Origin of the sequence: Caballeronia sp. NK8 (assembly GCF_018408855.1) — a bacterium.
Classification (GTDB): domain Bacteria; phylum Pseudomonadota; class Gammaproteobacteria; order Burkholderiales; family Burkholderiaceae; genus Caballeronia.
On record NZ_AP024322.1, the window covers coordinates 464,275 to 486,001 of the forward strand.

The 21,727-nt window shown below is 57.0% G+C and carries 21 protein-coding genes; 12 read left to right on the plus strand and 9 right to left on the minus strand.

Annotated features, from left to right (window positions below; all coding sequences use genetic code 11):
- Nucleotides 1-241: 241 nt before the first annotated feature.
- Together NK8_RS02225 and NK8_RS02230 are read right to left on the minus strand one after the other, a co-directional pair.
- Nucleotides 242-2,224 carry a hypothetical protein gene (locus NK8_RS02225; protein WP_213227118.1) on the minus strand — a complete coding sequence of 661 codons (1,983 nt, stop codon included), beginning with the start codon at nucleotides 2,222-2,224 and terminating at the stop codon, nucleotides 242-244.
- A gap of 829 nt (nucleotides 2,225-3,053) precedes the next feature.
- Entirely contained in the window at nucleotides 3,054-3,293 is a 240-nt protein-coding gene (locus NK8_RS02230; protein WP_213227120.1) for a helix-turn-helix domain-containing protein, read from the minus strand.
- 281 nt (nucleotides 3,294-3,574) lie between these two features.
- On the opposite strand from NK8_RS02230, the gene NK8_RS02235 reads away from it, so the two are divergent.
- The 8 genes from NK8_RS02235 to NK8_RS02265 all read left to right on the plus strand — a co-directional run bounded on the left by NK8_RS02235 (nucleotide 3,575) and on the right by NK8_RS02265 (nucleotide 10,564).
- The gene (locus tag NK8_RS02235; RefSeq protein ID WP_213227122.1) at nucleotides 3,575-4,045 is read left to right on the plus strand and encodes a hypothetical protein; all 471 of its coding nucleotides are present in this window, start codon (nucleotides 3,575-3,577) and stop codon (nucleotides 4,043-4,045) included.
- A 146-nt stretch (nucleotides 4,046-4,191) separates the two neighbouring features.
- Nucleotides 4,192-5,034 (plus strand): metallophosphoesterase, encoded by an 843-nt coding sequence (locus NK8_RS02240; RefSeq protein ID WP_213227124.1) that lies wholly within the window; start codon nucleotides 4,192-4,194, stop codon nucleotides 5,032-5,034.
- A 15-nt stretch (nucleotides 5,035-5,049) separates the two neighbouring features.
- Complete coding sequence (locus tag NK8_RS02245) at nucleotides 5,050-6,147, plus strand: hypothetical protein (protein ID WP_213227126.1); 1,098 nt, start codon at nucleotides 5,050-5,052, stop codon at nucleotides 6,145-6,147.
- 30 nt (nucleotides 6,148-6,177) lie between these two features.
- Entirely contained in the window at nucleotides 6,178-6,678 is a 501-nt protein-coding gene (locus NK8_RS02250; RefSeq protein ID WP_213227128.1) for a hypothetical protein, read from the plus strand.
- Between the two features lie 150 nt (nucleotides 6,679-6,828).
- Nucleotides 6,829-7,374: an HAD domain-containing protein gene (locus tag NK8_RS02255; RefSeq protein WP_213228451.1), complete on the plus strand. Its 546-nt coding sequence runs from the start codon at nucleotides 6,829-6,831 to the stop codon at nucleotides 7,372-7,374.
- 395 nt (nucleotides 7,375-7,769) lie between these two features.
- Entirely contained in the window at nucleotides 7,770-8,033 is a 264-nt protein-coding gene (locus tag NK8_RS02260; RefSeq protein ID WP_213227139.1) for a helix-turn-helix domain-containing protein, read from the plus strand.
- Complete coding sequence (locus NK8_RS42700) at nucleotides 8,027-8,494, plus strand: DUF6088 family protein (RefSeq protein WP_225936189.1); 468 nt, start codon at nucleotides 8,027-8,029, stop codon at nucleotides 8,492-8,494. The genes NK8_RS02260 and NK8_RS42700 overlap by 7 nt, the downstream gene beginning before the upstream one ends.
- Nucleotides 8,495-8,743: 249 nt before the next feature.
- The gene (locus NK8_RS02265) at nucleotides 8,744-10,564 is read left to right on the plus strand and encodes a P-loop NTPase fold protein (protein ID WP_213227141.1); all 1,821 of its coding nucleotides are present in this window, start codon (nucleotides 8,744-8,746) and stop codon (nucleotides 10,562-10,564) included.
- A gap of 447 nt (nucleotides 10,565-11,011) precedes the next feature.
- On the opposite strand, the gene NK8_RS02270 is transcribed toward NK8_RS02265, so the two are convergent.
- The 3 genes from NK8_RS02270 to NK8_RS02280 all read right to left on the minus strand — a co-directional run bounded on the left by NK8_RS02270 (nucleotide 11,012) and on the right by NK8_RS02280 (nucleotide 13,316).
- Nucleotides 11,012-11,434, minus strand: a complete 423-nt coding sequence (locus NK8_RS02270) for an HU family DNA-binding protein (protein WP_213227143.1) — start codon at nucleotides 11,432-11,434, stop codon at nucleotides 11,012-11,014.
- 289 nt (nucleotides 11,435-11,723) lie between these two features.
- Complete coding sequence (locus NK8_RS02275; RefSeq protein ID WP_213227145.1) at nucleotides 11,724-12,068, minus strand: hypothetical protein; 345 nt, start codon at nucleotides 12,066-12,068, stop codon at nucleotides 11,724-11,726.
- 744 nt (nucleotides 12,069-12,812) lie between these two features.
- Nucleotides 12,813-13,316, minus strand: a complete 504-nt coding sequence (locus NK8_RS02280) for a hypothetical protein (RefSeq protein WP_213227147.1) — start codon at nucleotides 13,314-13,316, stop codon at nucleotides 12,813-12,815.
- A gap of 425 nt (nucleotides 13,317-13,741) precedes the next feature.
- On the opposite strand from NK8_RS02280, the gene NK8_RS02285 reads away from it, so the two are divergent.
- Nucleotides 13,742-13,933, plus strand: a complete 192-nt coding sequence (locus NK8_RS02285) for a hypothetical protein (RefSeq protein WP_035505908.1) — start codon at nucleotides 13,742-13,744, stop codon at nucleotides 13,931-13,933.
- A 172-nt stretch (nucleotides 13,934-14,105) separates the two neighbouring features.
- On the opposite strand, the gene NK8_RS02290 is transcribed toward NK8_RS02285, so the two are convergent.
- From NK8_RS02290 to NK8_RS02305, 4 genes are all read right to left on the minus strand, one after another.
- Nucleotides 14,106-14,378 carry a hypothetical protein gene (locus NK8_RS02290; RefSeq protein ID WP_062253099.1) on the minus strand — a complete coding sequence of 91 codons (273 nt, stop codon included), beginning with the start codon at nucleotides 14,376-14,378 and terminating at the stop codon, nucleotides 14,106-14,108.
- A 214-nt stretch (nucleotides 14,379-14,592) separates the two neighbouring features.
- The gene (locus tag NK8_RS02295) at nucleotides 14,593-15,552 is read right to left on the minus strand and encodes an SOS response-associated peptidase family protein (protein WP_213227149.1); all 960 of its coding nucleotides are present in this window, start codon (nucleotides 15,550-15,552) and stop codon (nucleotides 14,593-14,595) included.
- Nucleotides 15,553-15,589: 37 nt separating this feature from the next.
- Complete coding sequence (locus NK8_RS02300) at nucleotides 15,590-15,934, minus strand: hypothetical protein (RefSeq protein ID WP_213227151.1); 345 nt, start codon at nucleotides 15,932-15,934, stop codon at nucleotides 15,590-15,592.
- A 42-nt stretch (nucleotides 15,935-15,976) separates the two neighbouring features.
- On the minus strand, nucleotides 15,977-16,315 hold the full coding sequence (locus NK8_RS02305) for a hypothetical protein (protein ID WP_225936190.1): 339 nt from the start codon (nucleotides 16,313-16,315) through the stop codon (nucleotides 15,977-15,979).
- Between the two features lie 89 nt (nucleotides 16,316-16,404).
- Between NK8_RS02305 and imuA the strand changes: the two genes are divergently transcribed.
- Genes imuA through NK8_RS02320 form a run of 3 tightly spaced genes read left to right on the plus strand, consistent with a single transcriptional unit; the run spans nucleotide 16,405 to nucleotide 21,667 of the window.
- Nucleotides 16,405-17,118 carry a translesion DNA synthesis-associated protein ImuA gene (gene imuA / locus NK8_RS02310; protein WP_213227153.1) on the plus strand — a complete coding sequence of 238 codons (714 nt, stop codon included), beginning with the start codon at nucleotides 16,405-16,407 and terminating at the stop codon, nucleotides 17,116-17,118.
- Entirely contained in the window at nucleotides 17,042-18,505 is a 1,464-nt protein-coding gene (locus NK8_RS02315) for a DNA polymerase Y family protein (RefSeq protein ID WP_213227155.1), read from the plus strand. Before imuA ends, NK8_RS02315 begins: the two co-directional genes overlap by 77 nt.
- A 12-nt stretch (nucleotides 18,506-18,517) precedes the next feature.
- Nucleotides 18,518-21,667: an error-prone DNA polymerase gene (locus tag NK8_RS02320; protein ID WP_213227157.1), complete on the plus strand. Its 3,150-nt coding sequence runs from the start codon at nucleotides 18,518-18,520 to the stop codon at nucleotides 21,665-21,667.
- Nucleotides 21,668-21,727 lie beyond the last annotated feature (60 nt).

Consider the following 21,727-nt stretch of genomic DNA (forward strand, 5'->3'; position numbering starts at 1 on the left):
GTGGGACAGCGGCTTTTTCTTGAAACTGGTGGCGAATCAGGGACTCGGGACGGCTACTATCAGAGCCCCAACCAGCTTGCGTTTCCGGCTGTTACACACCTACAGGATAGCAGCTGAAGGTAACAGGAGGAAGGATGAGATGTGGCAGCGAGCACATACCCAAACTAGCCGTTTCTGGTTGTCAATGACTTCTCAGATTCGTCAGATGGTTGGCCCTGACATCCTATGGCCAAGTGGTGTTTCAGTGATTTAGCGCCGAGCCGATGGCGTTTAGATGCGCATCCAACCTATTAAAAGCGTCGTCCTGTCGGAGGTGCGCGTAGGCTCGCAGCACCGTTTCCAGCTTGTCGTGCAGAAGTTGAGCAACGGTGAGGAAGTCGTTGGGGTGCTTGCGAAGGTAATCGGTCGCTACCAAATGTCTTACCGCATGCGCCCCGAATCCTGGCGTCTGTGGAATGTGTTGGCGAGTGACCCTTCTCAACTGATTTCCCATCGTCTTGAATTTTGTTCCCGTTTTTGTGGGGAACAGGAGCGAGCATGTTGGATTCTTTCGTACGAGTCGAGCCCGATACTCCATCACATACTCCTCGATTCGAGGTGCGAGAAAGGATGGAAGCGGAGCATCGTAATCTCTCTGGGCAGAATTTGGACTCGTCTTGAAGTCGTCAGCGTCGAAACGTAGTCGCCACCGCCCGTCTTCGCGTTGATGGAGGTTTCCGGTTCCTGCAGAGTTCCAGTTCATCAGAATGTAGTTCCGCGAGCGCAGAGGATTAGCCATAAGCATACTCAGCAGGAGCGCGTCCCGTTTGTGAATGGCTTCCTCAAGACTTCCGGATGGCGATTGCGCAGAGAGATAATCCAGTGATTTAATCGCTTGGAAAAGCGGCGCAAGCGGTTCCGACAATACGAGCAGACCCTGAATCGGCTCATTGGGCTTACGCGACAAGTCGTTCGCTTCTGATTTCCATTGCGAGTAGAGACGGTGCGCTCGGGCACAGGTACTTACCCACTCACCATTTATAGTTTGGCCGGGCAACCTCGTCGCAAAATCTGGCTGCTGGGTAAGAAATCCGGTTTTGGGGTGGGTCAAGCTGGCACCGATTCCGCAGAATCCCCCATGGCCGTTATGGACAGCCCCGTCTCCGCGTTCCGTCAAAAAGTTTAGGTAGCCATCAATCGCGCGGGGCACTGCGAACCAAGCCAGCGACTGAGCCTGCTCTTTCGGAAGGCCCAACCCGCCGTCCCGCTTAGGAAGCGCGAGATAACCAAAGAATGAGCGCAGCCGCTTCATCACAATATCAGCGGTCACGCATCCGCGATTATCTCGACGCGCGTAGGAGGGCACATCGGACGCGATTTTTGCGAGAGGCAGCATTCGCCATTTGCCTTTGCTGGCCCTTTCAAGAGCAGGACTGAGGCACGTTTTGTAATGGAAGAGACTTGCCCATTCCTCGGCAATGAAGGGCGACAGTTCCTCCTCTGGCATCCAGTATTGCTTCTGCACGTTTCTCTTTTGTCTCTCGCGAAAAGCTATTGAGGTCGCCGATTTTGACAAGTCGCGCGTGACCGTTGGGATTAGATGCACTAGGGCGTCGCGCTCAAGACCCAGAGCTTCTTCAATGCGGCGTACCGAGGGGTAGGCGCGCCTATTGGGGAATGCGCCTTTGAGCCATCGTGCAATTGCAGAGGTCGAAGCGCCGGCTTTCCGAGCTAGCGTTTTAGGTGCACTCCCAGCGTTTGCGAGGGCCCGACGCAGCACTTGATGGAAGCTGCTTTCTGCCTTCGATTCAACTGCCTGCGTGGCTTTGGCGAGCAATTCCTCGACGGAGCGTTGCCAACCTCGAAGATGGCTGCGTCTGTCGCTTACGGTTCTCTCCGACAGTGATGAGGGCAAGGATTCAAGGTAAGAATCGCGCTTCTCAGCGTACGCGGTGGTCATTTCTCGGCCGACCACCGCGTCATCGGTTTTCCCGCAAAACGCTAAAAACGAATGCAAAGTCGACAGATTGTTGCGGAAGACTTGCGTGTCCGCCGCATCAGATTCGTTTGCGTTCGCGTTGAGTCCGCTCTTCCGGTAAGCGATAAGGGTTTGATAGGTGATATGCAAGTCTGGCTCACTTGGATTACCAATGAGCTGCCAGGCGTCGCCGCTGTCCTCGTTATGGCACAGCTTAACGTGGTAACGGAATGTTTTTACCTCATTGATTTCATTGCGATTTTTCATATGTCCTCTGAGCATGTGCTTGGAAGGCATATGCTCGGCCGTCCGTTACGACACCTGCAGCACCATCGTTGACTGTTGATAGTGCTGGGTATAGGCAAAGAACTTAAACGGATGACTCGTATACGATGGTCAGTAATGGTTGGCGTGACGTGTGCCGCGCCGCATTGATAGATTCGGCCAGCATGACAAGCGCGCAACCCTTGTGGTCATGGCGAATCGCCCTGAGCGTTACAAATGCAAGCCGCGCCGTTTTGGAATTTTGCAGCGCGCAGAGCACCTCGCGAGCCAGCCGTTCCCCGCTACTAACCGCGATTCCATGGGCTACGACGAGACGGCCGTACCCCGGCAATCAGCGGTAGTCGGCATGCCTTGCGAGAAAAAGCTCCGCGACCGCGCCCATGCTTTCAATCGCGTACCGCGCCTCGCTATCAGTGACCGACGCTTCCTACGGAAGACCGCGCCCAGTGTCCTCCTTGTTGCGAAGGCGATTCAGTGAAACCGCGAGGTTAAACATCGGCCTATCAAGCTGCCGCTGAACGGGTTTCACCTTCGGCAGCTGCCGAGCGGGGATGGGCAACGCCAAACCGAACGTAAGAAGACGGCCGCCAAAAGCCCCTCGAAATTCTTGCTGGCAGGTTATCCCTTAATGCGCTCGGTCAGAACATGAGCCGCTGCTGCCTCGAGGAGGTCCTTTTCCGTTCGTGTTATCGAAGCGGCATCGGGAGCACCCGCTTTTCGCGCGTTGAACATAGGCGCTTCGTGCTCGCGTGAGCTACGTCCCGGAGAGACCGTCGAGCAGCAAGCGGGCTTCTGCCAAGTTGGGGATGCTCTACAACTCTGGGTGCCGCTCCCGCGTTTCCTCCGCGAGCTTAAAAAGCCGCGAAAGCGGCACCTCGAGAGCATCAGAAATGCGCTCCAGCGTGTCGAATTTTGGCGGTCTCAAAGCGGTTTCAACGGCGCTCAGAACGGTCGGATGAAGGCCTGCTATCTCCGCAAGTTGCGCTTGCGTGATTTTCCGTAATTTTCGTTCCGCGACAACCGCTAGGCCGAAAGCCTTGCTCAACTGCATGCAAATTTTAGAAATTATCGTGATGCGAGCAGTGTCGGGCTAAAAAGTCCTTGCGTACACAGCGTAAGTGCATAGAATTATGCTTAAGTGCAAAGTCAACCGAAAATCCGCGATTTTCTTGGCACATAAGCAGGCTGCGACAGGGCGTCACCGGTTCCATTGCTCTGAACGGTCGGCTTTTAGGTTGGCGAGCTTTTCAATATCACTGGCCGGCAAAGGCGTTTGATGGAGAACTGATGGGACCCGTGCACCTTCACTACGCCCCTGCTACCACGAGAACGATGATGGCGCGAGTCGGCGCTTACATCACGGTTGACGTCGAAGGGGAACGCTATCGACTTTCGCCGCACGAAATGCCAGGTGAAGTCGAATGGCGCATCGACTTCATTCGATGGCTCATCCTCCGCACCTTTCATCAAGTCAGTGGACTGCCGGCAGCGAAGCGCGTCCAGACGCTCGTCAGCCTTGAAGTGGACTTGATGCGGAAGACGAACCTCCACCCCTACGAAGCGGAGGCTGTGGTCAGGGGCGCTTTGCACACACTCGATGAATACACTGCAGACGAGATTGCTGACATGAGTTCGAAACGGTCGTTCTATGACTCCAAGGTCGAGAGTGAAGGAGCCGTTCTTATTGCGCGTTATCTCGACCTAGTTAGAAGCTACGGCAGGAAGAAGGATGAGATGGCTGTTGAGCGACATCCCGACGCGTCTCCGACGGACTGGCTTTGGGGGCAATTCCTTGATTGGTGACAGCCATCTCGGTGGGCGAGTATCGAGCGCCAGCTTTCACCGAAGACGCGCATAACACACCGATTTTTGCGCGCACTCCGGTCAATGCTCCAAGTATTAGACTCCGCTCGCGCCGATTTCCGACTTCGTCTTGACGTGATTGAGCTATGCGAATCCAGATTGCTTCCGCCCTACATCTCGAATTGCTTTCAGACTCTTTTCCCGGCGAGACACTCATTCGACCCGCCCATGAAGCTGACGTCCTCGTGCTTGCAGGCGATATCGCTCACGGAAGCGGCGTCGTAGGTTTGTTCGGACGGTGGCCGGTACCTGTCCTCTTCGTTGCCGGCAATCACGAGTTCTATCACGGCCGCATCGAGGCTACGCTGGACAGCATCCGTACTAAGGCGGCCGGGACCTCCGTGCGCTTTCTTGAAAGAGAAGTTGCCGACTTTGGCGGCACGAGATTTTTGGGCTGCACCCTATGGACTGACTATTTGCTGAACGGCGCGGAGTTGCAAACAACGGCGATGAAGGAAGCTGCTCGATTCATTCGAGACCATCGAGTCATCCGGATGAACTCGGGCGACCGCTTTCTGCCCGAGGATGCACTCGAGAATCACCGTAAATCACGTGCTTGGCTGCAAGAGCAACTCGCTACGCCATACGACGGCACAACGATTGTTGTCACTCATCACGCGCCACATGCGAACTCCGTCCACCCGCGGCATCTGAGGTCTTTGCTTGGTGGCCAAGGCGACAATCTAAACGCGGCGTTCGCAAGTGATGTGACCGAGCTTCTCGAGCAAGCTGACCTTTGGATTCACGGCCACGTTCAAGATAGCTTCCGCTATCAGATTAACGGTTGCCACGTCGTCGCAAATCCGGCTGGCTATGTGAGAGGCCGATTTAAGCTCTCAAATGTTGCGGGCTTGAAGTTTGAGAATCCGGACTTCGAGTTAGCATGTGTCGTCGACACAGCCGACCTCAGTCGGCTCAGCAGCGGTTGAAGCGAAGGAGTTCTGATGAAAGTTTCGACGCTGATTGCAAATTTAAGCGAGTTGGACCAGGACGCAGAGGTGCTGTTGCTCTCTGGGCCTGCTGACATCTCCGGCGCAGACCAGTTACGTCGCGTCGAACAGCAAGACGATTGGCGATGTGAAGTCCATTTTCGCGACGACGGACTCTCGCAATCGCTCTACACACCGAACTCCTTCGGTCAAAGCATGGGCTTCGATGAAGAATACGACAGAACCGTGCATGGACCGGTCGTCCTGCTTGCGGCGTACAACGCGAATTTAGACCACATGTACGTCAACGACTTCGAACCCAAGGGCGGAAAGCTCAGTCAAGAATGGCTTGATAGCGAAGTTTTGCATAACCGGCGAGAGATGCTAGAAGACGGCCGCCTCATTTCGCGTGAATTGCTGATGCGGCTCCTCGACGTAAATCACGAACAGCTGGAAGTCCTCGTAGAGCAAGGCCGCATCTTTGCCGTCATCATCGACGGAGTGCCGTACTACCCGAGCATTTTTGCAAACCCGAGAGTAAATGCAGTGCGTTTGCAGTCAATCTGTCGGCTGCTTCAACCTATTTCAAATACTTGCAAGCTCGACTTCCTGCTATCAGCGTGGGGCCACCTCGGTGCACGTCGTCCGATTGAAATGTTTGACGATGAAAAAGACTATAAGCGGGTTCGTCAGTCGGCGGCGGTGCGGGTGCAGGAGTCCACGAGAACTGTCATCAAAATTTTTCAGGGTCACCATGCGTCGCTTCCGCAAGCAGAGCCGCTCTACACCGCGGCAGCGGAGATTGAGCCTCGCCGGCCTCTCTGGTCTCGTGCTCGAGCGACGTTGAGCGAATTCGGTTACCAGTTCCCCTATGCGCCGTATCCGAGCTCAAGTCTTTTTACCGCCTTTGTAGAAAGGCACTTCGAAGGAACGTCCGACGGTGTGTTGGAAGGCGGTGTTTGTGTCCATTACGATGAGCAAACTTGGCGAATTCTGGCCGTATGGCCGGCGGTTCCATCAGAGATGAATGAACCGAGTTTATGCGAGGAGCAGGACGTTGTGTCTGTCGCAAAGGCTGCGTTTGAGTATCTCAAAAAGCTAGGCACGACCTGAGCGCCATCACAAAACAGCGGGAGGTAAATCTTGAAGAAAAATTCGGTGGACAAGCAAGCCGACTCCGTTGGAGGTTCCGTCGAAGGAGACTTAGACGCTTCGGTTGTCGATGACGAGGCAAGACCATCGCAGGCCATCATCATAGACATATTTGACGGCCAAGTGCCCGACGACACTGATGGTTCGAAGCGCCTCTGCAGCCTTGAAGGCGGCGTCCACAAGTTCGTCGAACCGCGATTGGAAACACTTCAGCAAGTCGCGAAGCTACTTGAAATCAGCTTCGAGAAATACGCCATGCCGACGCTCTCGGGTGACGCTATAGCCTTCGTCTCAGTACGCGCAGTAGACGGAGTCGTTCCATTTGCGCGAATTGACGGAAGGGTCGACAACGGCTACCGCTATGCGAGCCTCCAATTTGCCGATGGTTCTAGCCAGACCAGCCGGCCTGAGGTGGTCAGCCCTCACGACGATGTAACGGTTTTGATTCATCGCATCGTCGCACATGCGCAAACGCGGGCTTCGAATGGCTGATGTTTCAAGTGATTTGCAATGCGACGATTCGGGCTATGTACGTTGCTTCTGACCTAGTGAGCGTGCGACACGACTACCAGGTTTCCCGACACAGCTTCTCGGAGGTGTCTTCGTGCGTTCACCCCTACGGAAGACGGCATGTTGACAGGAATGTCAGGCCCTTCTTTCGAAATTCCGCCGCCGCGGCAGCTCGGTGGACAAGTGCTCTATTGCGACTACGATGCAGTTTTGCATCCGCAGTCCGTCTACGTGAAGCGGCGGGTCGGGCCTTTTCTATCGAATGCGCCAGGCCATCGGCTATTCGAGCACGTGGCGTTGCTCGAGGAGGTTCTGACTCCGTATCCCCACGTGCGCATCGTGTTGTCGACGTCTTGGGTTCGTCGATATCGAGGAAGCATCGCCCGAGTGACCAAGCAGTTCACACCTAGCTTACGGGCGAGAGTCATCGGTGCGACTTATCACAGTCGGATGGACGATACTTCATTTGCAGGCGCGGCTCGAGGCATGCAAGTTTGGAGCGATGTCCTTCGACGCCGGCCTAGTGCGTGGCTCGCAATTGATGACGACGACCAGGGGTGGCCAGCCTGGTGTCATGACAGGCTGGTGAAAACGGACTTAATGCTCGGAATTAGTGAACCCGGGGTGCTCGCAGAGCTTCAATCAAAGCTCCGGTCGACCTTTGGACGGAAGGCATGACAATCAAGCACACCGAAATCGCTGTCTTCGCTTACATCGATGGGCAGTGGCGGCCGTGTGGGCGAATTGTCCTTGGCGAAGACGATGTGAACCTTGTGTCGTCCACCTGGCGGTGGCCTTTGACGCATCCGGGGTAGAAGAGACGGATATGGGGACGGTGGCCCCAGCGTTTCGCGGCATCGATGACATCGCGAGTGAAGAATTGTGCCGCACGCTGCCATAAACATGCCGGCCGCTTCGGTACGTGCCTGTCCTCGGAAAGCCCTGGCTGTGCTTGACGTTATGGCCGTTCGCGGGGAAATCGGGGGGGGGTGGACACCGGCGACGAAACAGCCGCTATGCGGATAAAGCGGAGATATCCGCATAGCGGCTAAATTGACAATAACCGGATATATATGTCTGCCCCTCTCTTCTCTCAGCGTCTCGTGACTGCACCGCAACTCGGCCAGCCCCTCCGTACTCAACGCGAATCGCGAAAGCTAACACAGTCACAAATCGCGCAGCGCGTAGCCTGTAGTCAAAACCGCGTCTCGTGGCTGGAAAAGCATCCAGAGGACCTGAGCTTCAGGCAGCTTCTGAGTTGGTGCGCAGCTCTCGGCCTTGAGTTGCACCTGCAGTTGCCGGACCCGGCCGAGTCGAAGAGCATATCCGAATGGTAAGGGCAAGTTCCTCCACTCGCACACGCAAGTCTACGGTGGAGCAGCGAGTGTTGCGTTCACTTCGCCGGCGTTCCGACGTCGTGGTTCTCCGCTCAGACCTCATGAAGCTTGGAGGAAAATCGCAACTTACTCGCGTACTAGCGAAGCTCGTCACCTCTCGCACGCTCATTCGGGTCGGCCATGGCATTTACTGCAAGACGCGGCAAAATCGATTCACCGGTCGGCTTGCGCCCGCGGCCCCCTTTGAGACCATTGCTGCCGAAGCTTTTCGGCGCTTGGGTGTCGCGGTCAGCCCGGGCATGCTGGCTCTGGAGTACAACTCTGGTCGGTCCACGCAAGTTCCCATACAGCCAATCGTCAGCACTGGAAAGCGGCGCATTAGCCGGCGCATCGAAGTCGGAAGCAAAAGGGTGATATATGAGAAGCGCGCCCTCAGAGCGCGAAAGCACGCGGGTGGCTAACTGAACCGCTCGAACTAGGGCACGCGCGGCACGGCTGCGCAGCTCTTCGTCCTCAATGCCCGCTGCCGCCTCAGCCGGTTCCGTTCACGAATTATGCGCTCGATTTGCGCAGGCGCAGCCGTGGTCTGTGGCCTTAGGGTAAGAGGGCTCGCCTGCTCACCGTACTCAGTATGGAAGAATACTGGAAATCGGCAGTAACATTGGTCGTTGCGCTACGCCGCTGTTGCTCCGCTACCAGTGAGGTCCCTCATGAGGCACGACGAAGCCTTGAAGGCGCTCCTTAGGTACTTACAGGACAAAAAAAGATATCCCGTGGTCGGACTGAAGGGTCACTGGGGCAGTGGAAAGACCTATCTCTGGAAGGCGGCCGAACAGGCTCTGCATTCGAGTGCTCCGATGGCAGAAGTTTCGAGGGGAGAGGTTGCTCAAAAAGCTTTCGACTCGCCACCTCGGGTTCCGGCCTTGTACTGCTCGCTTTTCGGCCTTGGCAGCATCGAGGAAATTCGCAGCAAGTTATTGACATCGCATCTACGCACTGCAGCACCTCGCGCTGCGGTGGTGCATGAGCAGTGGGGCAAGCTCAAGGACAAGCTCGGCCTCCTGTGGAACGCTGGCGGAGGCATCGGGAAGGCCGCTGGCGGTGCGGTGGACCTCGTGACGAGCGCCGCATCGGAAAGATACATGGACATTGTGCTCCAGGACAGGCTTGTGGTGCTTGACGACCTTGAGCGCAGAAGCATGTCACTAAGCATCATCGAAATCCTTGGATTTATCGAGTCGCTCAAAGCAGAAAACTGTCAAGTGCTAGTCATCTTCAACGAGGAGAAAATTCCCGATGAAGAATCTCGAAAGGCGCTTGCGTCGTTTCGCGAGAAGGTTTTCGACGTTGAAATTAGGTTGGCGACAGAGCCAGTAGAAGTTTTCTGTATCGCGGCCAAAGCTTACAACGGCTCGGATTTGGAGCCGTTTTCTCTCAGAGAAGATTTTCTTGAGGCGAGAATCACGAATATCAGAATCGCAAAGCGCGCAATCGATATCTTCGCCGATGTAGACCGAATTGCTGCAGCCGTGGGCGACGGCAACGATTGGTGGACCGTTAGGCCAATCTACGCGCGCGCAGTGGCGACCGCGACAAACTTGTTTTATGAAGGAGAGGCGGACGGCCCGGCGCTGAAGGAATTGCTGCAGGCCATGCGCGCTGAGCATCCGGCGGTTTCTGACGCCCGAGTTCTAAGGTACTTCCCCAATGCCGAATATGAATTTGTGGAAGCAGTCGCGCAGCACTTAGAAACGGGTGCGTTGCCCGAGGCGGCCTATCGGAACGCCATCATGCTGGCCGTTTCCCGCGTAGGTCGGCGAATCGCTGACGAGACAGTCCGCGCCTGGATACGCTCGTGCTCGGACCCGACCACGAAAACGTACGACCTCACGCTCGAAATTACCAAGATACACCTACAAATTCCGTTGTTGAGTCCGGAAGTCCTTTCTGATTTCGTCTGCGCAGCCCGCACGGTAACAGATAAGCAGAATGTGCTCGAAGCACTTGCGATGGCTAGGCCCTTTGTCGAACTTCCGCCCGGCGTCGACGCCGCCGCGAAAGGAGAATGCGACGAACGTCAATTGTGGTGCGCAATCGGCGCTTTTCTGAAGGTCGATACATGGCACGAAGACAACGACACCCGTTCGCCCTTCGACCCGCTCTGGGTGTTTTATGTGAGCGACAATCTCACGCAGTATGAGATTCTTGTCATCTTCATGACGGCTAGTGTCGATGCTTACTTCCATTTACTCATGGCCCCGAGCGAAGGAGAGCCAAATTTTCCAACGATGTTGGTGTTTTTGAAGAAATGGGCAGACGAGCGGGTCGGAGCGGGCGCAACTAACCTCGGGCGCGCTCTGGTGCGCGTGCGAGCACTGGGCACCCGACGCGCCCAACTCATCGAGGAATATCTGTCCGCAAGCGACGCGCGGGAGGTCATTGCTTCCATCACCGACGGTCAGCTAGGAGCAGCGCAAAGTTTGGACGAAGGTTCTCAGCGAGGACCCAGCGCGGAACTCCGCTCGCCTTGAATGGCGGCTGAGCAAACCCGTCGCAGCATGAAGGCCAACAGCGCCGGGGTCGGCAAAAGGAACGGAGATGTTGAGGAACGCACGCGGCATCTCGAAATCCGGAAGAGAGTGTTTCGAGCGTCAAGCATCGTCAAGAAGGCAGCGGACAAAGACGTCGCATCCGGCCGAGTCTTCCAAGTCGAGTTGAGGTCAAAGCCCTACTATCCAGCATTTTTCCTTTCGAACATAATTGACCGTAGGATGCTTGCGAGAGTCGTGCGTCGCTTGAGGGATACAGTTGGATGGAGCAAGTGGGACTCTTTCACTCCCCCGATTGAGTCGCTTGGCGGGTCTATGCCGTTGGGACTTCTCTGAGTGAACGAGGTGACGAGCGTGCTGAAGGCCGCTGAACTCTTCGCAGAAAAGAAGCCCGCGTGAAGCGGGCTTCTTTTAACGACGCCTGATTACTTACACCGCCGCGTCCTTCAGTTTCTTAAGCGCACGCACTTTCAGCTTGACCGAGGCCGGCTTGGCATCAAACCACCTATCCTGACCCGTGAACGGGTCTTTGCCGAAACGCCGCTTCTTTGCTTCCACTTTCTGCACGTTGATTTTCAGCAGGCCCGACAGCGTGAATTCACCGAGGCCCTTCTTATGAACAGAGCCCAGAATCGTGTCTTCAAGAGCTGCCAGCACTGCCTTCACCTGCTTCGGTTCGACGCCTGCCTGTTCTGCGACATACGTGGTCAGCGATGCCTTAGTGAACTGGTCTTTCACCGGCTTGAGCGTTGCACCGGCAGTTGCTACCTTCTTCGCCGGCGCTGCTGCCTTTTTCGTTGCGGTCTTGGTTGCAGCCTTCTTGGCTGCAGATTTCGCCGTCTTCGTTGCCATGTGCATCCTCATTGTCGTAGATTGAGAGACGCTTAAGACGAAGCACCCCGCAGCGCCGAGCGCTCGGCACATGCGCCGTCGTAAGCTGTCGGCTAGCGTAGCAACGGTTTATCTGGTGCGCAATCGGAAAAACGCTTGAAACATGGGCTTTTCTGCGTTTATCTCTCGAATACAACGCCAAAACGTGACGCCGAGAAGCAGAGGAGGGTGCGCGACGCAGTTCGACAGGTTTTCGGACCTGCAAAGGCCGCATTGATTGGCATCAGCGTAGGGCAGGCTCGACCTTGAATCAGCGCTCGTCAAGTAAAATCCGTTCGAGCGCATCAGCACAGTAGTCTCGCGTCCATGCGCATGCGAGTGTTTTCATTGCTCGCGCGACGGGGTCCATCGGTAGTTCCTCCTCGCAGGCAAGTCCATCGTGCAGAGCTTCCGCGACGCTCTGTGCGCAAGTCAACCGGTCCAACGAGCGGCGAAGCCGTTCGCGCATCTCATCTCGTATGCGCAGTTCTCGTGCGACCACTCCAATGTCGCGCATCGCGTCGGTCAGGAGAAGGTCGAGAAGCTTGCCGACCATCGCGGTCGATGCGCATGGTTGCCGGCGGGTCTCTTCGGAGTGGATTTCGGATTGGCTCATAACGCTTGTAGCCATGCCCGTTTATCCGCTGAGTCGTCCGGTAGAGCACGGATGCGTTCGGTGCTGCGACGAGTAATCGACAATAGGACGACTTGACCGTACGCGCATCCCGAAGGCTTTCGCTGGAGCGTGCGCGGGATGCAACGGTGGGCCTACGCATCCATCTCTATGCTGCTAATCTCTTCCAGCAAGGTCCCCCGGCGCGGCGTAGCATCTACAAGACTGCGCGGCTCGGCGCCTGCAAGCGACTTTGAAGGCAGAACGGATGGAACCAGTGGACCGAAGGGCGGCGGAGGCCGCAGCGATTGCACGTGTCGCCGCAGCCGCACGCGACGTGCAGTCTGCTTCAGGCGCATTGGAGCAGCATTTCCGCGACGCGGAAGGAGGGCCGGCACCGACCTTGATGTTGGCAAGGCTGGCAGCGGCAATGTCCGAGTTGCAGTCAGCACGCGAAGCGTTCGACGTGCTGCTTGCGGCGAAAGGGCCGTCGGGAGGCGCCTAGAGCGACAATTGGATGCGCGAGCAGCGTGTGCGCTGAGGCGAATCAAATGCAAAGACAAGCGTGCTCGTCTCGCATCTCGGTACGCACCGCTCTCTGAAATGCTCCATTTCAACGCGTGGCTTGAAAACGCCAGGCGCTAAGCTCTATATTGTCCGTGCGTTCTTGGGTTTTTTGCATGGAGCGCGCCCTCTCTTGTCCCGCCGTTCGCGGCGGGGATTTTTATCAATAGAGCGTGTCCGCGTTCAACGTGACGATTGCGCGAAGGGGTTGATAGGCTGAACCTTCTTCGCGTCTTGGACGCGCTCAAGCATCTGAACCTTGGCCCAATCTGCCGACACTGCTTCCAGCGCCCGCACTACGTTTGATTCCAACGGTTGCAGCCCGGCGTCTCCGCTGAAATTTGATTTGAACGCAGTGTGGAAGCCATATTGAAGAAGGCCAGAGACCTCTTGTATACGCTCCGGTGTACCGGAATCCGCGAACATCACAGACTTGCTCGAGAACGGGTCGTAGTAGATGACGTTCGGATGGTCGGCATTCACTGCGACCTTGGGTTCGTCGCTCACGAGTAGTGAGCCGACTAACTGCACGGCTCCTTTCATGCCCTTAGGGGTTTTGAAGACCCAGACACGACTTGGCAGCCTCGCTTTGAGTTCAAGAATCTTGGGGCTGTTAAAAGCGAAGTAGCCGACGCGACCGCTTTTCAAGTCTTGCTCGAGTTTTTGCCAGTAGTAAAAAATATCCATTCCTTGCCCGTCCACCCTCGTCGGTTGTAGTCATATGCGACGACGTAATGGTACCAATTGCGTGCTGCGAGTCCGAAGAGGAGATTTCAGATTCGTCGCGCATACCCCGTACTTATCGTGAGTGACCGGGTCCCGGCGATTAGCATGGTTGGGCGCCTCTCTGTCCGACAGACATGGCCGGAATGTTTCAACGTGACCAACAGAAGCTTTGTCGTGTGTCGCAATCAATCACACACGTCGACGCCGCGACTTGACATCCTAAAAAGGAGAAATCCAGAATTGTTCCAAGTAAACATAAAGTTAGGCCGTCGGTAGTGTCGGAGCTGTGCTTGGCACAGAACGTGGATATGGTTAAGCGAGCGAAAATTCGAACCGCTCAATCAAAATCCGTCCCTTGCCCCACACCACTTTTAGGGTGAATCGAAATGAGCACACTGACTATTGTTGACCTGCATCACGAGGAAGAACTGTCTCGTACTGAGATGGCCCGCGTTGTCGGTGGGCATGATGTGGAAAAAGAAAAAGCGCTCGTTGAACTCTACGGCGTTATCAACTCGATGAACACTTTGGAGAACACGCCCGACCCGGCTCCAGGTCACGTGTCGATGAAACTGTAACTATCGAACCTTGAGAAGGCATGGGCCTATTTCTTCGAGGAAATGCGTCCCGCGTGGCGTAGCGTCTGCACCGCTACGTCACGTGGCGCTTGCACGCGAAGTTGCACGGCGAAGGCATGAACCCGGGGAAAAACATGAAACCGGCAAATTTAGGAACCGATGGCCTTTGTGGCTAGTCCTCAAACGGGTTGCTAGCGTCTTTCGTTTCGGTACTGAGGTTGTACTCCGCGCGCGCAGCTTTGAGCACGCGCTCGATGTCACGCTCGAAGCCGACTGCGTTCCCGAAGTTGGTCATGTTCCAGTTGCAGCCTGTTTTATCCGGCTCTTGCAACAGGGGCCGCGGCACACGAATCTTCACTCCATCCTCGACGACTTCTTGCAGTCGATGAATTCGACGGTCGACCTCTTGCTGAAGCCGCGAAGCATTAAGCGTCTTGCGTATCACCCGAGTCTCCTGTCGAGAATCTAAGCCAGTCTAGCGTATTGGGGGTGTTCCGCGACCCAGGGTCGATATGCGGCTTGCCTTCAGAAATCGCTCGATTAGTGGGTCAGGGAGCATCGCCAAATCAAAGCGCGGGAATTACGGTGTCGAGGCTGCCAATGGCTCGACCTTGATGCGCTGGCACGGATACCAACACCTTCGTTCGCCCGATGCGTCGTTACGCTGCAAGCCGGTGCTCATAGTACGGCCTGTCTCTATCATCAAGAATCGCATACATTGCCTTCAAATCCGAAGCTTCTGGGTCCAACCACGCGTCGATGTTTTCAGTCTTGATTGGCACAATGCACCTGTCGTGGCCGGCAGCCTCGACTTCTGGCGGCGGCTCATCAGTGATGGCAGCGAACGATAGCAGGTCGGGTTGCCCTGGCGCGGTCCATCTCGACCATAGGCAAGCAACGTGCATCAGTTGGCCGTTGTTCGGACGAAACTCGAGGACGACATTCTCGTCTTTCTCATGAGTCTCCAGCAACGTGCCTTCCATCTTTGCTTTGCTGACGTTCTCGTAGAAGACATCAACAAGTATCACGCCATGCGTGTAGCCGAAACACGGCTTCCAGAATCCTTCGAGGTTGTCGCGTCGTGCGTTGTAGGTGCCTGGATACTTCACGTCGTAGTTCGCCGGTTTGCCAGCAATTCGGCACTGGTAACGCATCGGCTTGACCACGTACTTGCCGTTCTCCATGACAAGCACAGGTGCGTAGGTTCCAGGAAAAATTCGTGAGTCGCGTGGCTTCGCCTCGGTTCGGTTGATGTCCTCGAGGCGGCGCAGCGACGTGTCAATTTTGTCTGCCGCGATGCGCTTACTCTCCGTTGCGGCCTTGGTCACCTTGGTCTGCAGCGCTCGCTCAGCGTCCGCGAGGCGAGTCCGTTGTTTGAAAAGCTCCTGCTCAAGCTTGGTCGTTTGCTCCGCGTTGAACCGGTCGATAGACGCTTTGATTTGTCGCTCTTCATCTGTTTGCGGGTCGCGAAAACTGTCGTCGACCGCCTTCGGAATCTTTGCTCTGCTGCCCTCGGCTCGTTCGAAGTAGAGTCGCGCAAATTCTTCGATGTCCATGTGCGCGCCGAAGGTCTTCACGTACTTGCGATAGTCCGCTTGAATTTGGGCCGAATAACACATGCGTGGTCTTCCTTGGTTGATTAGCTGGCTGGCCAGCTCAGAGCGATTCCTTGCACAGCTTCATCATCTTCTGGACCACCGTGCTTGCTCGATTGAGCGTCATCTCGCCGGTGAACAGTGCCGGCACGTCGCACTGCCGAACCGCGATGCCGGCGTCCTGCAACTCGCGCTTTGCAATCTTCAGCGCAAGCTGCCCGAGGAGCACTCGGTCGAGCCAGTCCATCGCCGCGGCGTTTCGCGCGAGCCAAATGCGACAGCTCTCGACAAGATGGTCGATTCGCCACTCATACGTCAGCGTGTGTGACGCAGCGACGGTTGCGACCAAAAAGCACAGAAGGTCGGCGCGCGCGCCTGGAAGGTCATCAATATCGAGTTTTTCCATTGTTCCAATTGCTCATTCCGCTGTTTCGTTCGAGGCTTTGGTTCATCTAAATACAGTTGCAGACGACGCGGCGAGATTCAACCGTATCGCGCCTGCCCCGTCGTCTGCGCTGCTGCATCGCACACCTGTTCCGACGCATGCGCCGTCGCAACTCTTGCAGTAGTGTCGGTCGCGCACGCTGCCGTCGACCGCCCAGCGATTGAAATCGTCAACAGGTTTCATGCCGACCGTTCGGCCAGCTTCCTGCGCGAAAAAGGTCGGCTCTCCGGCCTTGCCACGTGCGACGGCCTCGTCAATGGTCGCATCACCGAAGGCGTCACGCAGCTTCGACACGAAATCCGCAATTTCCGGCATCGGGTGCTTTCGCACAAGCATATCCAAACGCGTCTGCTCTGACGACCAAAAAGGGGCAATTCACTGCTTCGGATTTTGAGTTACGATACTGTATAAATATACAGTGCTTTCGCGAAATGGCTGCCTTGCCCCAACACATCGAGTCGATTCATCCGAGCCTCTGGCGCGGGTCTCAGCTCGCCCGTGCGTACGGCAAGACGGTCGATACGGGGTATGCGGCTTTAAGCGCCGAGCTGCCTGGCGGCGGCTGGCCACTTGGAGCGTTGGTGGAGTTGCTCGTCCAGCAGCCAGGGATAGGCGAGATGCGGTTGTTGAGGCCAGCGCTCTCCGAATTGAGCGCACGACCAGTGGTGCTTTTGCAGGCACCGCACGTTCCTAACGCCTTGGCGTTTTCGTTTCTCGGGCTGCCGATGAACAAGCTGATGAGACTGCGAGCGCCGAAGACGGCGGACGCGCTCTGGTGCGCCGAGCGCGTGCTTCAGGCCAAAACCTGCGGCGCCCTCATTTTCTGGCAGCAGCACATCCGGGTCGAGGCACTGCGACGGCTTCACCTCGCAGCGCAGGCGACGGAAACCTTGCTGGTGTTAATCAGGCCGCTGGCCAGCGCTCAAGACGCATCGCCGGCGACGCTCCGATTGGGAGTCAGACCGGCTGACGGCGGCCTCGTCGTCGATGTTGTAAAGCGACGAGGCCCGACACGAACCGAAACATTGTCCGTCGCCCTGCAACCGTCACCGATTCTGCTCAGCCCTTATGGCCGTGTTCGTCGCCATCTTCCTGCCCCGGCTTTCGCTGGAGGTGTTCCGTCCGCGGTGGTCACCGCCGACTGAGCACGGGTGCGTCGTGCTGGAGCGCGACAAGGTGATTGTGATGGACGCAGTAGCGCGAGAAGCTGGGGTGCTCCCAGGAATGAAGCGAGGCGGAGTGACCACGCTCTCGCCTGACGCGGCGGTCTACGACAGAAGTGTAGAACGCGAGCGGGAGATGCAGCGCGAAGTCGCTTTCGGCTTATTGCGCTTCTCGCCGCAGGTTGCCGTTTGCGACGAAGAAACTATCGTAGTGGACGTGACGGCGAGCCTGCGTCTGTTTGGCGGCATCCGCAGTATCTGTTCGCAGTTGCGAAACGTTGTGAAGTCGATAGGCGTGACAGCACGCATGAGCGTCGCACCAACCGGGCAAGGCGCATGGCTGCTCGCGAAGCGAGGCCGATGTCGCGTGCTCAAGATGCGCTCGCTCGAGCGAAATCTCGATGCGCTTCCGTTCATGGTCGTGCAAGAGGTTCGCGCCTACGCGGATTGGTTTCAAGGTCTCGGCTGCCGAGCGCTAAGTGACATCCGGCGCCTTCCGCGCGCTGGACTGAAGAAGAGGTGCGGTGTGGATTTGCTCGACTCTCTCGACCGCGCCTACGGTCTTTCGCCAGAGCTGTATCAGTGGCTCGATGTGCCTCCAACCTTCAGCGCCCGAACCGAACTGCCCGACCGCGTCGAACACGCCGAAGCCGTGCTTTTCTCCGCGCGACGCCTCATCGTGCAGCTGTGCGGTTGGTTGAGCGCGCAGCAACTCGCGCTGACACACGCCACTGTATCCCTCGAGCACGAACGCGGCCGACAAGCCGTCGAGCCCACCATTCTTGAAATCGCTCTTGCAGAGCCGACCTGGCATGAAGAGCACCTCATGCGCTTGCTCAAGGAGCGGCTCGGGCGCACTGAACTGCCGGCTGCTGTGCTTGCCGTTCGACTGACGGCCTCCAAAGTAGAGCCGGCCGAGCCGCCGAGCGACTCGCTGTTTCCTGACCCTGGTGGGTCTACCGAAGACCACAACCGCCTCATCGAACTCCTCGTTGCGAGACTCGGTGCCGAGAACGTGTTGCGGCCGGCGCCGACCTCCGACCACAGGCCGGAACACGCAAATCGTTGGGTCTCGGTTCAGGACGAGGCGAAGCCGACCATACCGCCGGTAGGACTGCCGCGTCCGACCTGGTTGCTCGATGAGCCCGTTCGCCTCATGGTGAAGAACCATCGCCCGTTCTATGGCTCGCCGCTCAAGCTCGTTTCAACTGGCGAGCGCATTGAAGCAGGATGGCACGACCGCGAACTGGTTACCCGCGACTATTACGTCGCCGAAGCGGCCGACAAGAGTTGCTATTGGATTTACCGCGAGCGACCGAGCGTGACGTCGGACGAAACGCGCTGGTTCCTCCACGGCCTGTTTGGGTAAGCAGGTGTCGTCGTGGACTTCCCCTCGTTGGCGTTGCCGGATTACGCGGAGCTATTCGCGTTCACCAACTTCTCTTTCCTCCGTGGCGCCTCCCATGGCGAAGAACTGGTGTTGCGTGCTTCGCAACTCGGATATTCGGGACTTGCCGTCACCGATGAATGTTCGCTCGCCGGCGTAGTTCGCGCTCATGTACAAGCGAAGGAGGAGAAGCTTCCGCTCATCATCGGGTCATTTTTTCAGCTTGTGAACGCGGACAAGAGTCCAGCGTTTGGTCTCATCCTGCTTGCCCAGAATCGCAACGGCTACGGCAATCTTTCCGAGCTCATCACGTTAGGGCGCATGCGAGCAGCCAAGGGCGAGTACCTTCTGACGCCGCATGACATCTCAAAGCCCGAGAGAGAGTACGCGCATCTCAAAGGTATGCCTGATTGTCTCGCTATTCTGGTGCCCGATTTTCCCGCGAAGGAAGACGCGCTCGCTGTTCAACTCGAATGGATGAACGACGTTTTCGCTGAGCGTGCTTGGGTGGGGCTCACGTTGCACCAGCGCGCAATGGACGACATTCATCGCGGCGCCGTCGAGTTCGTGGCGGACCAGTACCGGGTACCCGTCGTAGCGACAGGAAACGTCGTCATGCACGTGCGCTCGAGGAAGCCGTTGCAGGACACGATGACGGCGATTCGAATCGGGAAGCCCGTTGCAGATTGTGGCTATGACCTCGCGCCGAACGCGGAAGGACATCTTCGGTCGCGACTGCGTCTTGCAAATCTGTATCCGCCGCACACGCTCTCGGAGACGCTCAACATCCTAGAGCGATGCAACTTCTCCCTGGACGAACTTCGATACGAGTATCCGGATGAACTCGTGCCTGATGGGTTCACTCATGAAGCTTACCTACGTCAAGAAACTTACATCGGCGCGCATCGAAGATTTCCGGCTGGCATCCCGCACGCGGTTCAAGAGCAAATCGAGCATGAGCTACAGCTCATTCGGGAGCTCCAGTACGAGGCTTACTTCCTCACGGTCTACGACATTGTCCGTTTTGCGCGCAGTCAGCACATCCTGTGTCAAGGCCGCGGGTCAGCGGCGAACAGTGCGGTCTGTTATTGCCTCGGCGTAACCGAGGTCGACCCGTCGCGCGGCAACATGCTGTTCGAACGATTCATCTCGAAGGAGCGTGGTGAACCGCCGGACATCGACGTGGATTTCGAGCATCAGCGGCGTGAGGAGGTCATCCAATACATCTATCGGAAGTATGGACGGGACCGAGCCGCGATTGCAGCGGCTGTCTCGACGTATCGTCCGCGCGGCGCGCTCCGCGAAACCGGCAAAGCGCTCGGCATCGACCCGCAAATCGTCGATAGAGTCGCCAAGTCACATCAGTGGTTCGACCATTCGCAAGACCTTCTTCGACGGTTCGCTGAGTCTGGCCTGGACCCCGAGAATCCGCTCATCGGTTTGTGGGCGACGTTGGCAGCGCAAATCCTCAATTTTCCGCGCCATCTGTCGCAGCACTCCGGCGGCTTCGTCATCAGTCGCGGGAAGCTGACAAGGCTCGTTCCTGTTGAGAACGCGGCGATGGCGGACAGGTCGGCGATTCAGTGGGACAAGGACGACCTCGAAGCGCTTGGCCTGCTGAAAATTGATGTTCTTGCACTCGGCATGCTGTCGGCGATTCGTCGCACGCTCGACATCGTGTCGGAGCAGCGTGGCGAGCGGTTCGAGATGCAGGACATCCCGCCTGAGGACGACGCCACATACGAGATGATTTCTCGCGCAGACACGATGGGCGTCTTCCAGATTGAGTCGCGTGCGCAGATGAGCATGCTGCCTCGCATGAAACCGCGAGAGTTCTACGACTTGGTCATCGAAGTGGCCATCGTGAGACCAGGCCCAATCCAGGGCGGTGCAGTACATCCATATCTGCGACGTCGGCAAGGAATCGAACCTGTCACATATCCAAGCGAAGCATTAAAGGTCGCCCTCGGTCGGACGCTTGGGGTACCCATCTTTCAAGAGCAAGTCATGCAAGTTGCCATCCTGGCTGCTGGGTTTACTCCGGGCGAAGCGGACCAGCTCCGCAGAGCCATGGCAGCGTGGAAGCGCAAAGGTGGCCTCGACCGGTACTACGACCGCATCGTCAACGGAATGATGGAGCGAGGATACGAACGCGATTTTGCTGAATCCATCTTTCAACAGATTCATGGCTTCGGCGAGTATGGCTTTCCAGAAAGTCATGCTGCATCTTTCGCGTTGCTCGTCTATGCGAGCAGTTGGTTGAAATGCCACGAACCGGAGGCATTTCTCGCCGCGATGCTGAACAGCATGCCGCTTGGTTTTTACTCGGCATCGCAGCTCATTCAAGACGCCCAACGCCATGGTGTGAAGGTCCTACCCGCAGACGTCACAATCTGCGGCTGGGACTCGGTTCTCGAGAGCCATGATGCTCGAGTGAAGCCAGCAGTTAGACTCGGTCTGTCTCTGCTAAAGGGAATGAAGGATGGCGCGGCCGAGCGAATCGAAGCCGCGAGAGCGGTTAAGAGGTTTGCAAGCGTCAGCGATTTGGCAAAACGCGCTCAGCTGGACAGGAAAGACCTCCAGGTTCTTGCAGCCGCGAATGCGCTTTCATCATTGGCTGGCAATCGCCGCGAAGCGCTCTGGCAGTCGGTCGCCGCTGTGCCAGACCGCGACCTTCTCCTCGATGCGCGCGTAAATGATGGAACGCCCGCGCTCGGCGCACCGTCCGAAGCGGAAGACATCATTGCTGACTTCAACGCCATGAGTCTTACGCTCGGCCGCCACCCACTTTCGCTTTTGCGGCCAACCCTCCTTGAGCAACGTCTTGTGCCTGCGTCAACGCTTATGACCTATCCGAATGGTCGGCTCGCTCGCGGATGCGGACTCGTCACAGTGCGACAGCGCCCAGGTACGGCAAAGGGCGTTATGTTCATGACTATCGAAGACGAGACGGGAAACGTGAACGTAATCGTTTGGCCTTCTCTGCTCGAGAAGTATCGGCGTGAAGCGCTCGGTGCGGCGCTACTTGCGGTGTACGGAACGTGGCAGTGCGAAGGCGAAGTACGACATCTCGTTGCGCAGAGACTCGTCGACATGTCTCACTTGCTCGGCGGTCTCACAACGGTGAGCCGCAATTTCTGCTGAAGCGTAGTGCCGAAAGACGAGCGGCCTTTTGCAACTGACAGCGCGCAACCCTCGAAGCTG